Source organism: Candidatus Methylomirabilota bacterium (assembly GCA_035709005.1).
Lineage (GTDB): Bacteria > Methylomirabilota > Methylomirabilia > Rokubacteriales > CSP1-6 > 40CM-4-69-5.
The window spans coordinates 36,274-48,680 of record DASTFB010000101.1; the positions used below are offsets into that span (position 1 = coordinate 36,274).

Below are 12,407 nucleotides of genomic sequence, written 5' to 3' on the forward strand. Positions count from 1 at the left end.
CGTCCTCGTCCTGGCGGGCTCGTTCGCGACCGTGATCAGCGCGGCGCTGTCGGCCAGCTAGAGGAGGGTTGCTGAGCCGAAGCGTTCAGCCTATACTGCGTCACCGTTCGACATGGCCGGCGAGGCATTGCTCTGGGAGCGACGGATGAAGGTGTGCATTTTCTTTGACGGGCAGAACTTCTATCGGTCACTGCTCCGTTTCGACGAATCTCTTCGCGTCGACTACGATCGTCTCGCCCTCTGGATCACACAGCAAGTGGGTGGCCCGGTCGGAACCTTCGGGGGCGCCTACTACTACGTCGGCCTGTCCCAGGACGCCCCGCCCCTCGTCGAAGGCTTCCTCAAGGGCCTCGAGCTGCGACCAGGCTACTTCGTCAAGCGTGAGCCGCGCGTCCGCCGCTCCGGCCGGTGCTTCACCTGCGGAACGGAGTACGAGTACACGACGGAGAAGCGGGTCGATACGCGCCTGGTGGCCGACCTGATCCACTATGCGGCCAACGACGCCTACGACGCCGCGGTGCTCGTGTCGGGCGACGACGATTTCGTGCCGGCGGTGGAGGCGGTGAACGCGCTGGGCAAGCAGGTCTGGGTGGCGACGTGGTCGGCCGAGGAGCTCTCCAAGGACCTGCGCGTGCGCTGCTTCGGTCAGCTCCACCTGAGCGAGGGCATCGCGGCGTTCCGGGCGGAGCGCGCCCGCATCGCCGTGGCCCGCCCGCTCCGGCCCCCGGCCGTGCCCGTCCTCGACCGGACGCTGGCCGAGCTGCAGCGCGCCGAGGCCAGGCTGCCCCACGTGGGCCGGGGATACTTCGTCATGCGCTGGCGCTCGCATCTGCTGCCGCCCGCGGGCCCGGAGCGCGAGGCGCTCGTCCAGCAGCTCATCGACGCGGGGCTGGCCGAAGAGTTCGAGGTCACCGACCCCGAAGGGCGTTCCGTTCGCGCGATTCGCACCCGGGCGATCAGGGCTCCAGAAGGCGTTTCAGCAGCCGGTTGACTCCTTCCCGCGCCGTCTCGCTGCTCGAGCGGCGGCGCGACTCCCGCGGGCTCTCGCAGTCGGGCTCGAGGTCGATCACGGTGAGGGCGGGACCGGACACCGTCATCCGGGAGACGGCGTCGCTGGCCCGCACGACCTCGACGGCCTGGATCCACGTGGTCACGGGCGCCCGGAACGGCCGGCGACCGTCACGGCAGAAATAGGTCTCTACCTTCTCCACGCGGACGTCGACCAGCAGCGCGTGGTCGGCCCCCACGTCCCGGGCCCGCATGGCCGCGGCGAGCCGGTCGATCCGGCTGACCTGCTGCGCATCCCGGGCGGGGACGGCGCGCGCGTCGAGGGCTTCCAGCAACAGGCCCGCGTAGGCGACGGGCAGAGACAGCCGCTCCTGCGCGCCGAAGTCGCCGGAGTCCACGACGAAGCGCAGCACGACCGCGGGTTGACGGATCTGGGCCGGTGTGAAGTCCGGGGCCGGTGGCGCGGCCTCCTCGCTGGCCGGTCCCGCACAGGCGGCGAGGAGCAGAACGAGAGCCAGAATACCGGCCAGCATACCGGCAGGGTATCATTGCCGCCGTGGCGCCGGCTGTAGATCCGCCGTAACGTCGCGCCCGGGGGACGGATGGACTTCGCGTTCACGCCAGAGCAGGAGGAGCTGAGCCGGGCCCTGCGTGCCTTCGCCCGCAAGGAGCTGGCCCCGCGTTCCCAGCGCTGGGACAAGAGCGGGGAGTTCCCGTGGGATGTCTGGCGGCACATGGGGGAGCTCGGCCTCTTCGGGCTCCGCGTGCCCGCGGAGCTCGGAGGCCAGGAGGCCGATCTGGTGACGACCGGCATCGCCATCGAAGAGGTCGCCCGGGGAGACTTCAGCTGCACCTACGGCGTGCAGCTCGCCTGTCTGGGGGGGGAGATCATCGGCCGCAACGGCACCGACGAGGTGCGCAAGCGCTGGCTGCCCCCGATCGCTCGCGGCGAGGCGGTGCTTGCCATCGGGCTGACCGAGCCGTCGGTCGGCTCGGACGCCGCCAACCTGACCTGCCGCGCGGTCCGCGAGGGGGACGAGTACGTCATCACGGGCGAGAAGTCCGGGATCAGCCTGGGCATCGCCGCCCACGCGATCATGCTGTTCGCGACCACGAATCCCGGGGCGCGGGCCCAGGGGGTGACCGCGTTCCTGGTCCCGCTGGACCTGCCCGGGGTGTCGCGCAGCGCGCTGCGCGACCTGGGCGCGCGGGCCGTGGGCCGGGCGGTGCTGTCGTTCGACCACGTCCGCGTGCCCGTGTCCCACCGTCTGGGCCAGGAGGGGACCGGCTTCTACCAGGTGATGCGGGGCTTCGACTTCAATCGCGCGCTCATCGCCCTGGCCTGCCTGGGCTCGGCGCAGGCGTCGCTCGAGGAGACGATGGCGTACGTCAAGGAGCGCAAGGCCTTCGGCCAGGCCATCGCCCAGTTCCAGGGAGTCTCGTTCCCCATCGCCGAGGCCGCGACGCTGATCGAGGCGGCGCGGCTGCTCTGCTACCGGGCCCTGTGGCTGGCCGACCGGGGCGAGCGCCACACGAGGGAGTCGGCGATGGTGAAGTGGTGGGCGCCCCGGCTGGCCGTGGACACCATCCATCAATGTCTGCTCCTGCACGGCCACTACGGCTACACCGAGGAACTGCCCTTCGAGCAGCGCCTGCGCGACGTCATCGGCCTGGAGATCGGCGACGGGACCGCCGAGGTGATGAAGCTCGTCGTGGCCCGCGAGCTCATGGGCCGCGAGAGCGTGCTCTGAGGGATGCCGCTCAAGACGTACACGCTGAGCGAGCGTCCCGCGCTCGAGGACGAGTTCGAGCGCCTGGCCGCGGCCGCCTGGCCGCGCTTCCTGCGGCAAGGCGACCAGCTGGGACTCGGCCGGTACTGGCCCTGGCTCTTCGAGCAGGGGGACTTCCAGCTCCTCGTCTGCGACGGCGCCGATCGCGTGGTGGCGGCCGGCCATACCATCCCCATCGACTGGGACGGCACACCGGACGGACTGCCGGAGTCGATGGTGGCGGTGCTCCGCAACGCCCGAGAGACCCGCGACACGGGCCGCCGTCCCACGGCGCTCTCCGCGCTTGCCGCGATGGTGTCGCCCGAGCGCCGCGGCCAGGGGCTCAGCAGCGAGCTGATCAGGGCCATGGCGGCGGTGGCCCGCCAGCACCGGCTGTCGGCGCTCGTCGCCCCGGTGCGACCGACCCTCAAGGCCAGCTACCCGCTGGCGCCGATGGAGCGCTACGTGCGCTGGACGCGCAGCGACGGCGCGCCGCTGGATCCCTGGATCCGCGTGCACTGGCGGCTGGGGGCCGAGATCGTGCGCGTCGTCCCGCGCACGCTGCTGATCGCCGGTCGCGTGGCGGACTGGGAGGCGTGGACGGAGATGGCCTTCCCCGACACCGGGCCCTACGTGGTGCCGGGCGCCCTGCAGCCGGTCGTGATCGACCGCGAGCGGGACGAGGGACGCTACGAGGACCCCAACGTCTGGATGCAGCACCCCGTCATCTGAGGGACCGCATATGGATCTGAACCTCGCCGACAAGACCGTCATCGTCACCGGAGGCGGCTCCAACATCGGTCGCGCCATCGGCCTGGCCTTCGCCCGCGAGCGCGCCAACGTCGTGATCGCCGAGATCGACGCGGGCCAGGGCAAGAAAGTGGTGGCCGAGGCCGAGGGCCTCGGCGCCCGGGCGCTGCTGGTGCCCACCGACGTCACCAGCTGGCCGTCGGTGCAGGCGATGGTGCGGACGGCCGAGGAGCGGTTCGGCGGCGTGCACGTGCTCGTGAACAACGTGGGCTGGACCCGCGACGCCCTCTTCGTGGAGAAGACCCGCGAGGAGTGGGACAAGGAGATCCAGCTCAACCTGTGGGGGATGATCAATTGCACCCGCGCCGTGCTGGACGGCATGATCGCCCGGCGCGCCGGCGCCATCGTCAGTCTCGGCTCCGACGCCGGACGGATCGGGGAGTTCCGGGAAGGCGTGTACGGGGCCTGCAAGGCGGGCGTGATCGCCCTGTCCAAGTCGATCGCCCGCGAGGTGGGCAAGCACGGCATCCGGCTCAACGTCGTCTGCCCGGGCATGACGATGCCGGCGCCGGACGAGGACGTCGGCGAGCTCAGCATGTGGGCCCAGGCCGAGAACCGCGCGTGGATGACGGACGACATGCGGGCCCGGATCGCCAGGGCGTACCCGTTGCGGCGCGTGGCCCGTCCCGAGGACGTCACCGGCGCCGTCCTGTTCCTGGCCTCCGACGCCGCCGGGTTCGTCACCGGGCAGACGTTGAGCGTCAGTGGCGGTTACACGATGATGTAGGATGCCGGGCGGACGGGCGTGACGCCGGCGTCACGCCGGGTCCGCCGGCCCGATCACTGGCGGTCCTGCTTCTCGCGCTGCTCCCGGCCACCCGGACTGGCCGCCGGCGCCTGCTCGAGCATGTCCTGCTGCATGGTCACGACGAGCTCCTGGTCCTGCCCGCGCTGCACGCGCACGGCGTTCCAGGGCACAGCCATCTCCTGACCGCTGCCGGTGAGAAGGCCGCCGCCCCGCGTGATGACGACGGAGCTGACCTTGCCGTCCGTCGGATCGATCAACAGCTTGCCGACTTTGCCGATCTCCTTGCCCTGCTGATCGCGCACCTGCGCGCCCACCAGGGAGTCGGACGCGATGGTGGCGCCGTGCTGCGCGCCGGCCTGGCCGGCCGGACGTTCCGCCACCGGCGGCTGCGGCGGCGGTGGTTGCTGCTGTGGCTGCGTCTGCGGGGCCGGTTCCGATTGCTGCTGAGCCAGCGCGCCCGGCGGCAGGACGAGCACCGCCGCCACGGCGGCGAATGTGACGAGCTGCTTCATGGCCATCCCTCCTTCATGTGTTAGCGAGAGTACGGTTGCAGGAGGGATGCCAGCGAAGGCCCCCGCGACGTGGCACTTCCTACAGGGGATCGTCGGCGGCTCGCCGTCGCGGGCGTGGCGGCCTGAGCAGCCGCCAGAGCTTCTCCGCGTGCAGCGGCGTGTCGGGGGCGCCGGGGACATCGTCAGGCACTCACTGGTGGTGACGGCGTATCGTGTCAAGCGCTGGTCCCGTCCGCTTGACGATGCGCGGACGCCCGGCGTAGGGTCGTCGCCATGCGATCGGCTCCCATCGCCGCCATCACTTGCCCGCTCGACTGACGGCGTGGCGTTTCCGGACGAGGTGACGCTCACTCCGGCGCACGCCCGGGCCATGCGCGCGGCGGGCTGGTGGCGCGACGAGACGCTCGACGCCTACCTGGACCGGTGGGCCACGGAGCGGCCGGACCGCACGGCCATCGTCGACGGCGTGAGCCGTCTGACGTGGGGCGAGCTGGCGCGGCGGGTGGAACGTGTCGCCTACGGGTTTCAGGCGTCGGGGCTGGGACCGGGCTCGGTCATCTCCTGCCAGCTCCCCAACTGGAACGAGTGGATCGTGCTGGCCCTGGCGGCCGTCCGGCTGGGAGCGATCCTCAACCCGATCCCGCCCACGTATCGCGCCAGCGAGCTTCGCTTCATCCTGACCACGCTCGAGGCCGAAGCGCTGGTCGTGCCGGCGCGCTTCCGACAGTTCGACTACGCGGAGATGGCGGCCGGCCTGCGCGCCGGCGCGCCCACGCTGCGCGAGATCTTCGTCGTCCGCGGCGACCGGGAGCCCGGGATGCGCCCGTTCACCTGGTTGACCGAGACCGCCTGGGAGCAGCGCGCCGGCCGGGGGAGCCTGGCCGGCTCCGATCCCAACCAGGTCAGCGAGGTCATCTTCACCTCGGGAACGACCGGCGAGCCCAAAGGCGTCATGCACACCTCGAACACGACGCTGGCCATCATCTACCCGCTCATCGAGCGCCTGCGATTCGACGAGCGGGACGTCGTGCTCATGTCCTCGACCTTCGGGCACCAGACCGGCTATCTCTACGGCTATTGCCTGACCCTGCTCCGCGGCGGGACGGGCGTGTGGCTGGACGTCTGGAACGCGGACGAGGCCGCTCGCCTCGTCGAGGCCGAAGGCGTCACCTACACGATGGGCGCGACGCCGTTCCTTCAAGATTTCGTCTCGTCGGCGGCGCTGGAGCGCCGCGACGTGTCCTCGCTGCGCCTGTTCATCTCCGCGGGAGCTGCCATCCCCCGTACGCTCGTGCAGGAGGGCCGGCGGCGGCTCGGCTGCGCTATCTCCGCCGGATGGGGAATGAGCGAGAACGGCCTGGTGACCTGCAACGGCCTGGACGATCCGGAGGAGAAGGTGTTCGGCACCGACGGCCGTCCGCTGCCCGGCATGGAGCTGCAGGTGGTCGACGGGGAGGGCCGTCCGGTGCCGGCCAAGACCGAAGGCGACCTGCTGGTGCGCGGACATTCGCAATTCGTCGGGTACTGGAAACGGCCCCAGTTCACCCGGGAGGCCCACACCGCCGACGGGTGGTTCAAGACCGGCGATCGCGCCCTGCTCGACACCGACGGTTACGTAGCGATCACCGGCCGGTCGAAGGACCTCATCATCCGGGGGGGCGAGAACATCTCGGTCGCCGAGGTCGAGAACCTGCTCTTCGCGCATCCCAAGGTCCAGGGCGTGGCCGTGGTGGCCATGCCCGATCCCCGGCTGGTCGAGCGCGCCTGCGCCTTCGTGATCCCGCGGCCCGGCCACACCGTGACCCTGCAGGAGCTCGTCGACTATCTGCAGGCGAAGGCGGTTGCGCGGCACAAGTTCCCGGAGCGGCTGGAGCTGGTGAGCGAGTTCCCGATGACCCCCAGCGGGAAGATCCAGAAGTACCGGCTGCGGGAAGCGATCGCCAGCAAGCTGGGATTGCCGCCGGTGCGCTGAACGCTTCAGGGAATTTCTCCCCGGCCTGGGATTTCTCCCGGACCGAAATCCCGGCTCACGGGGAGGAGGCGTCTGCTAACGCATTGTTTGTACGTGCCGGCCCGCCTGGCCTCACTGTTGCGTTCGGACGTCGGCCATGACGACCAATGGATCGGCCCCCAACAGTGTCGCGAATGGCAGTCTGGTCATCGCCGGCGACGACCCGTCGTTCCGGCGCCGCGTGCTCGAGACGCTGGACCCCGAAGATCCCGGTAAGGTCGCCGAGGTCGCGGCCCGTCCGGGCCTCTACCACGAAGTCGCCGCGCTCGCGCCGTCGATCATTCTGTACGATGTGGGCCCGCGGACCGACATCGATGCCCTGGGGATGGTGTCGGCGCTGAGCGCCCTGAGCAAGGTCATCGTCCTGGCCGATGTCGACAACGACGCGCTGGCGCTCGAGGCCCTCAAGGCGGGTGCCAGTGGCTTCTGCCCGCGGGACACTCCGCCCGAGCTCATGCAGAAGGCGGTGCGGCTCGTCCAGGCGGGTGAGGTGTGGGTCGGGCGGCGGGTACTGCTGCGCCTGATCGAGGAGCTGACCCATGAGTCCCCGGGCCGCGGACGCAGCCGCGCCGGCGTCCGGAGGGGGCACCCCCTGGAGACCTTGGCCTGACGGTAGGTAGCGCGCCTGCCGATTGGACGTAGCGGCGCGCCGGCTGCTAGAGTCGCGCTCCATGAGCGAGCGCCGCCTGCGGTCGATCGTCGCCGCTTACCTGCTCGCCTTCGTCGGCATCGTGGCGTTCAGCTTCCTGGCGCTGCTCCTGGTCCGCGCGATGTACCCGGACGGCTCGCCGGCGGAGCTGACCCAGGGGTTGCCCGCGCTCCTCGCCGGCACGCTCGCTTCCGCCACCGCCCTGTTGCTCACCATCGTCATCGTGTTGCGTCCTCTCGACGCCGCGGCGCTCAGGCTCCTGCCCGGCCGGGAAACGGGGCCGTCGCTGGCGGCGATGATCCTGGGCACGCTGGCGCTAGGCCAGACGCTCGATTCCGCCGTGGCCCTGCTCGGCCTGACCAACCGCGGGGCGATGGCGGTCATCAGACGCGCCCTGGAAGGCGCCGCAGGGCCCGAGCTGTTCCTCGCCGTGCTGGTGATCGGGGTGATCGCGGGCGGGGCCGAAGAAGCGTTCTTCCGCGGATATCTGCAGACGAGCCTGCGCGAGCACGTGTCCGCCGTCACGGCGATCGTGCTCACCAGCCTCGGCTTCGCGGTGTTCCACCTGGACTGGGTGCACGGGGCGCTGGCGTTCGGGCTGGGTCTGTGGCTGGGCTACATCACCGAGCGGACGGGCAGCGCCCTGCCGGCCTGCGCCTGTCACATGGTCAACAACGCGCTCTTCACGCTCCTCACGGCGTTCGGCGTGACGATCGAGGGCATCGCCTCCAATGCCATCCTGGGTGCGACCAGCCTCATCGTGTTCGCCGGCTGCGCGGTGATCGTGACGCGCCTGCCGGACTGAGCGCGCCCCAAGGAGACTCGGATGAAGCTCGGGTTGAGTCCGCTGCAGGCCGGCGGCGACTTCGAGGAGACGATCCAGGAGTGCGAGCGCGCCGAGGCGGCGGGGTTCGACTCCGTGTGGCTGGGCGAGCACCACAACAACCCGGTGCTCTACCCGACCCCGCTCATCGGGCTGGCCGCCATCGCCAGCCGAACGCGGCGGCTTCGCCTGGGGACCGGGGTCCTGCTGGCGCCCCTCTATCACCCGCTGACCGTGGCCGAGCAGGCCGCGATGGTCGACGTCATCTCGCGCGGCCGTCTGATCCTCGGGGTCGGCGCGGGCTACGCTCCCGAGGAGTTCGCCGCCTTCGGCGTGTCGCTGAAGGAGCGCGGCAGCCGGATGGACGAGGCCATGTCGCTCATCGACCGGCTCCTCTCCGAGGAGAAGGTGACCCATGCCGGGCGCCACTATCGGGTCACGGAGGCCACGGTGGCGCCGCGCCCCGTGCAACGCCCGAGGCCGCCGATCTGGTTCGCGGGCTGGGTGGAGCCGGCCATCCGGCGCGCCGGGCGCATGGGGGATGCGTGGCTGGGCGGACCGTCGGCGAGGCTGGACGAGCTGGCCGCCTGCGTGCGGCTGTATCGGCAGGCGCGGGCGGCGGCCGGTCGTGATGCCGCGGGGGGCGAGCTGGCGCTGATGCGCTACGTCCACGTGGCCGAGAGCTCGGAGCGAGCGCGCGCGATCGCCGGCCCGGCGTTCGTCCGCTCGTTCGAATCGCTGTATTTCCGGTGGCCGCACCCCGTGGTCAAGCGCCCCGCCGGCGAGCTGAGCATCGAGCGCTTGAGCGAGGATCGGATCATCCTGGGCGATCCCGAAAGCTGCATCCGCCAGATCGAGCGCTTTCGAACGGCGCTGGGTGTCACCCACCTCATCTGCCGCATGTCGGTCCCGGGCATATCGCGCGAAGCGGCCCGCGCGGCGCTGGACCTGTTCACCCGCGAGGTCATGCCGGCCCTGGCGTGAGCTGATTTGCGCTCGGTCCCCGCAGGGCGGTAGGCTGGGGGCGCTCCAGGAGGCGCGAATGGGATTGGGTGGGAAGGTCGCGATCGTCGGCAGCGGCGTGATCAAGTACGGGGAGAACTTCCACCAGAGCCTCACCGACATGATCTACGAGGCCGTCTCGCTGGCCCTGGCGGATGCCGGGATGGAACGGGGCCGGCTGCAAGCGGCCTGGCTGGGCTGCTACGAGCCGATGCTCTACGGGTTCGAGGGCAACTCCGGTACGTTCGTGTCCGATCCCCTCAACCTGGCTCCGATCCCGGTGACGCGGGTCGCCGCGTACTGTGCCACCGGCATCGAAGCCGTCCGCAACGCCGCGCTCGCCGTGGCTTCCGGTGAGTACGACGTGGTCCTGGCCGTGGGCGCCGAGAAGATGCGTGAGGTGCCCTCGCGGGGCAGCCTGGTGGCCCAGGCCGTCACCCGCGGCCATCCCGTGCTGAGCAAGGGCCGGACGGCGCCCGGGATGTTCGCGCTCCTGGCCACGCGCTACTTCCGCGAGTACGGCGCCTCCGAGGAGGCCCTCTGCGCCGTGGCGATGAAGAACCACTATCACGGCTCCCTGAACCCCAAGGCGCACTTCCAGAAGGAGATCACCGCGGAGCAGCACGCGCGCGCGCCCAAGGTGGCCGAGCCGCTGGGACTCTTCGACTGCTGCCCCACCACCGACGGGGCGGCCGCCCTCATCTTGACCCGCGCCGACCTGGCGCCCACGCTGACCGAGCGCTACACGGTGCTGCGCGGGATCGCCTACGCGGTGACCGCGGGCTACTGGAACACGCAGTTCGATCCCTCGTGGGCCTTCACCTCCTTCCGGGCGACGCAGGAGGCGGCCCGGGCCGCCTACCGGATGGCGGGTATCAGCGATCCGGCCAGCGAGATCCACGTCGCCGAGTGCCACGACTGCTTCACGATCACCGAGATCATCAACTACGAGGACCTCGGCTTCGCCCGTCCCGGCGAGGGCTGGAAGCTGGCCACCAGCGGCGCCACCCGGCTGGACGGCGAACTGCCGGTGAACACCTCGGGTGGACTGAAGTCGTGCGGCCATCCGATCGGCTCGTCCGGCGTGCGCATGATCGCCAACATCCACGACCAGCTCCTGGGCCGCGCCGGCCGGATGCAGGTGAAGGGGGCGCGCGTCGGGCTGGCTCACAACCTGGGCGGCCCCGGCGCGGTCTCCGCGGTCGCGGTCCTCGGCCAGCCCTAGCCCGTCGCCCGCGCGGAGGACCCATGGCCGAGCTGACGCGCCGATACGCCGTGATGCCGCTCGCGACCCCGGCCCCGTTCGACCTGCAAGACCCGGATGCGCCCTTCGTCCTCAAGCCCTGGAAAGATCCGGCGGCGCTGCTCGCGCTCCGCACCTACCGGGACCACTGCCACCCCGAGCTGGCCCGCGAGATCGACGCGTGGATCGTGGTGGTGGAGTCCGGGCCGGTGATCCGGGGCGACGTGGGTCGCCGTAACGAGCCGTACGCGTCCGGTCGCGGGCGCGCCGCTCGACGCCCTGCCACCCGGCGTCCGGCCGCCCGGCGCCGGAGCGTGCGCCGCGCTGCCGGCAAGGCCAAGAAGCGGCGGCGCTGATGGGGAGCGTCCTCTACGAGCAGAAGGACCGGGTCGTCACCATCACCATCAACCGTCCGGAAGCCATGAATGCGATCGACCCCGAGACGCAGCAGGCGCTGGTCGAGGCCTGGATGCGGTTTCGTGACGACGACTCGGCCTGGGTCGCGATCCTGACCGGCGCCGGCGATCGGGCCTTCTCGGCCGGCGCCGACCTCAAGAAGATGATGCCCGCCGCCCTGTCGGGCGGGCGCGGCTACGACCCGGTGCACCACGGCAGCTACGGCCTGGGAGGCATCACCCGCGGGCTGGAGATCTTCAAGCCCATGATCGCCGCGATCAACGGCTTCTGTCTGGCCGGCGGCCTGGAGCAAGCGCTGGCCTGCGACATCCGCATCGCGGCCTCCCACGCGCGCTTCGGCCTCACCGAGGTCCGGTGGGCCATCATGCCCGGCGCCGGCGGGACCCAGCGGCTGCCACGAACGGTCGGACTCACCAGGGCCCTGCAGATGATCCTCACCGGCGAGCAGATCGACGCCGCCGAGGCCCTCCGCATCGGCCTCGTCAACAGCGTGGTGGCGCCGTCCGAGCTCATGCCCGCCGCGCACGCCGTGGCGGCGACGCTCTGCGAGCGGGGGCCGCTGGCGCTGCGCGCCGCCAAGGAGGCGGTGATCCGCGGCCTGTCGCTGCCGCTGCCAGACGGCCTCAGGCTGGAGGCGTTCCTGGCCGGCACGCTGCGCGGCACCGAGGACGCCGTCGAGGGGCCGCGGGCCTTCGCCGAGAAGCGCGTGCCTCAGTTCAAGGCGCGGTGAGCCGAACCGCGATGACCACCGCCGAGCTGGTCGGGCGCACCCGCGCCCGCCTGGAGCACCGGGCCCGCCGGACAGCGCCGCCCGGACGCCTGGTGCCGGCCGCAGTGCTGGTGCCGATCGTCGACCGCGGCGAGCCCTACCTGGTCTTCGCCAAGCGCACCGAGCGGGTGGGACACCACAAGGGACAGATCGCCTTCCCCGGCGGGATCGTCGACCCCGACGACGGCTCGTTCCTCGCGGCCGCCCTGCGGGAGTGCGAGGAGGAGATCGGGTTGCCGCGGCACGCGGTCGAGGCCCTGGGCGTGCTCGACGACATCGAGACGGTGGCCACCCAGTTCGTCGTCACGCCCTTCGTCGGGCTCGTCCGGGAGAGCGTCGCCTGGCGGCCGGATGGTGAGGAGATCGAGAGGGTCATCGAGGTGCCCTGGTCGGCGCTGCGGGATCCGAGGCGCTTCCGGGTGGAGCACTGGGAGCGGGACGGGGTCCGCCGCCCCGTGTACTTCTACGAGTGGGACGGCGAGACGATCTGGGGGGCGACCGCGCGCATCGTCAAGCACTACCTCGATCTCGTCCAGGAGCCGTGACCGGCGCCTCCGGGCCGACGACACCGGTCGGCCTCTGCGCGCGATGCCAGCACGCTCGGCCGGCGACCTCGCGACGCGGCTCGACGTTCTGGCGGTGCGCC

General features: G+C 71.3%; 14 protein-coding genes. 12 read left to right on the plus strand and 2 right to left on the minus strand.

The window, feature by feature from the left end; all coding sequences use genetic code 11:
- The first annotated feature begins 145 nt into the window (after nucleotides 1–145).
- Nucleotides 146–991 carry an NYN domain-containing protein gene (locus tag VFR64_18520; protein ID HET9491731.1) on the plus strand — a complete coding sequence of 282 codons (846 nt, stop codon included), beginning with the start codon at nucleotides 146–148 and terminating at the stop codon, nucleotides 989–991.
- Here VFR64_18520 and VFR64_18525 read toward each other — a convergent pair.
- Complete coding sequence (locus VFR64_18525; GenBank protein HET9491732.1) at nucleotides 957–1,541, minus strand: hypothetical protein; 585 nt, start codon at nucleotides 1,539–1,541, stop codon at nucleotides 957–959. The genes VFR64_18520 and VFR64_18525 overlap by 35 nt on opposite strands.
- Nucleotides 1,542–1,610: 69 nt before the next feature.
- Here VFR64_18525 and VFR64_18530 point away from each other — a divergent pair, with 69 nt between their 5' ends.
- The 3 genes from VFR64_18530 to VFR64_18540 are packed head-to-tail and all read left to right on the plus strand — an operon-like array spanning nucleotide 1,611 to nucleotide 4,314.
- Nucleotides 1,611–2,759 carry an acyl-CoA dehydrogenase family protein gene (locus VFR64_18530; GenBank protein HET9491733.1) on the plus strand — a complete coding sequence of 383 codons (1,149 nt, stop codon included), beginning with the start codon at nucleotides 1,611–1,613 and terminating at the stop codon, nucleotides 2,757–2,759.
- A 3-nt stretch (nucleotides 2,760–2,762) separates the two neighbouring features.
- Entirely contained in the window at nucleotides 2,763–3,509 is a 747-nt protein-coding gene (locus VFR64_18535; GenBank protein HET9491734.1) for a GNAT family N-acetyltransferase, read from the plus strand.
- A 10-nt stretch (nucleotides 3,510–3,519) separates the two neighbouring features.
- Nucleotides 3,520–4,314, plus strand: a complete 795-nt coding sequence (locus tag VFR64_18540; GenBank protein ID HET9491735.1) for an SDR family oxidoreductase — start codon at nucleotides 3,520–3,522, stop codon at nucleotides 4,312–4,314.
- Between the two features lie 53 nt (nucleotides 4,315–4,367).
- On the opposite strand, the gene VFR64_18545 is transcribed toward VFR64_18540, so the two are convergent.
- The gene (locus VFR64_18545) at nucleotides 4,368–4,847 is read right to left on the minus strand and encodes a PRC-barrel domain-containing protein (protein HET9491736.1); all 480 of its coding nucleotides are present in this window, start codon (nucleotides 4,845–4,847) and stop codon (nucleotides 4,368–4,370) included.
- Nucleotides 4,848–5,169: 322 nt separating this feature from the next.
- On the opposite strand from VFR64_18545, the gene VFR64_18550 reads away from it, so the two are divergent.
- From VFR64_18550 to VFR64_18585, 8 genes are all read left to right on the plus strand, one after another.
- A complete protein-coding gene (locus tag VFR64_18550; GenBank protein HET9491737.1) occupies nucleotides 5,170–6,819 on the plus strand; it encodes an AMP-binding protein in 1,650 nt (549 codons plus the stop codon).
- 136 nt (nucleotides 6,820–6,955) lie between these two features.
- The gene (locus VFR64_18555; GenBank protein ID HET9491738.1) at nucleotides 6,956–7,468 is read left to right on the plus strand and encodes a hypothetical protein; all 513 of its coding nucleotides are present in this window, start codon (nucleotides 6,956–6,958) and stop codon (nucleotides 7,466–7,468) included.
- A 61-nt stretch (nucleotides 7,469–7,529) separates the two neighbouring features.
- Complete coding sequence (locus VFR64_18560) at nucleotides 7,530–8,312, plus strand: type II CAAX endopeptidase family protein (GenBank protein ID HET9491739.1); 783 nt, start codon at nucleotides 7,530–7,532, stop codon at nucleotides 8,310–8,312.
- Between the two features lie 21 nt (nucleotides 8,313–8,333).
- Nucleotides 8,334–9,314: an LLM class flavin-dependent oxidoreductase gene (locus VFR64_18565; GenBank protein ID HET9491740.1), complete on the plus strand. Its 981-nt coding sequence runs from the start codon at nucleotides 8,334–8,336 to the stop codon at nucleotides 9,312–9,314.
- Nucleotides 9,315–9,372: 58 nt separating this feature from the next.
- Nucleotides 9,373–10,557: an acetyl-CoA acetyltransferase gene (locus tag VFR64_18570; GenBank protein ID HET9491741.1), complete on the plus strand. Its 1,185-nt coding sequence runs from the start codon at nucleotides 9,373–9,375 to the stop codon at nucleotides 10,555–10,557.
- A gap of 23 nt (nucleotides 10,558–10,580) precedes the next feature.
- Nucleotides 10,581–10,931, plus strand: coding sequence for a hypothetical protein (locus VFR64_18575; protein HET9491742.1), 351 nt, complete (start codon nucleotides 10,581–10,583; stop codon nucleotides 10,929–10,931).
- Nucleotides 10,931–11,722: an enoyl-CoA hydratase-related protein gene (locus VFR64_18580; GenBank protein HET9491743.1), complete on the plus strand. Its 792-nt coding sequence runs from the start codon at nucleotides 10,931–10,933 to the stop codon at nucleotides 11,720–11,722. Before VFR64_18575 ends, VFR64_18580 begins: the two co-directional genes overlap by 1 nt.
- 11 nt (nucleotides 11,723–11,733) lie before the next feature.
- Nucleotides 11,734–12,306: a CoA pyrophosphatase gene (locus tag VFR64_18585; GenBank protein ID HET9491744.1), complete on the plus strand. Its 573-nt coding sequence runs from the start codon at nucleotides 11,734–11,736 to the stop codon at nucleotides 12,304–12,306.
- Nucleotides 12,307–12,407: the final 101 nt, after the last annotated feature.

Coding starts and splice junctions, on each gene's coding strand:
- VFR64_18535 (HET9491734.1), top strand. CDS start 2,763: ATGCCGCTCAAGACGTACACGCTGAGCGAGCGTCCCGCGCTCGAGGAC.
- VFR64_18585 (HET9491744.1), top strand. CDS start 11,734: ATGACCACCGCCGAGCTGGTCGGGCGCACCCGCGCCCGCCTGGAGCAC.
- VFR64_18555 (HET9491738.1), top strand. CDS start 6,956: ATGACGACCAATGGATCGGCCCCCAACAGTGTCGCGAATGGCAGTCTG.
- VFR64_18540 (HET9491735.1), top strand. CDS start 3,520: ATGGATCTGAACCTCGCCGACAAGACCGTCATCGTCACCGGAGGCGGC.
- VFR64_18520 (HET9491731.1), top strand. CDS start 146: ATGAAGGTGTGCATTTTCTTTGACGGGCAGAACTTCTATCGGTCACTG.
- VFR64_18570 (HET9491741.1), top strand. CDS start 9,373: ATGGGATTGGGTGGGAAGGTCGCGATCGTCGGCAGCGGCGTGATCAAG.
- VFR64_18545 (HET9491736.1), bottom strand. CDS start 4,847: ATGAAGCAGCTCGTCACATTCGCCGCCGTGGCGGCGGTGCTCGTCCTG.
- VFR64_18565 (HET9491740.1), top strand. CDS start 8,334: ATGAAGCTCGGGTTGAGTCCGCTGCAGGCCGGCGGCGACTTCGAGGAG.
- VFR64_18530 (HET9491733.1), top strand. CDS start 1,611: ATGGACTTCGCGTTCACGCCAGAGCAGGAGGAGCTGAGCCGGGCCCTG.
- VFR64_18560 (HET9491739.1), top strand. CDS start 7,530: ATGAGCGAGCGCCGCCTGCGGTCGATCGTCGCCGCTTACCTGCTCGCC.
- VFR64_18575 (HET9491742.1), top strand. CDS start 10,581: ATGGCCGAGCTGACGCGCCGATACGCCGTGATGCCGCTCGCGACCCCG.
- VFR64_18525 (HET9491732.1), bottom strand. CDS start 1,541: ATGCTGGCCGGTATTCTGGCTCTCGTTCTGCTCCTCGCCGCCTGTGCG.
- VFR64_18580 (HET9491743.1), top strand. CDS start 10,931: ATGGGGAGCGTCCTCTACGAGCAGAAGGACCGGGTCGTCACCATCACC.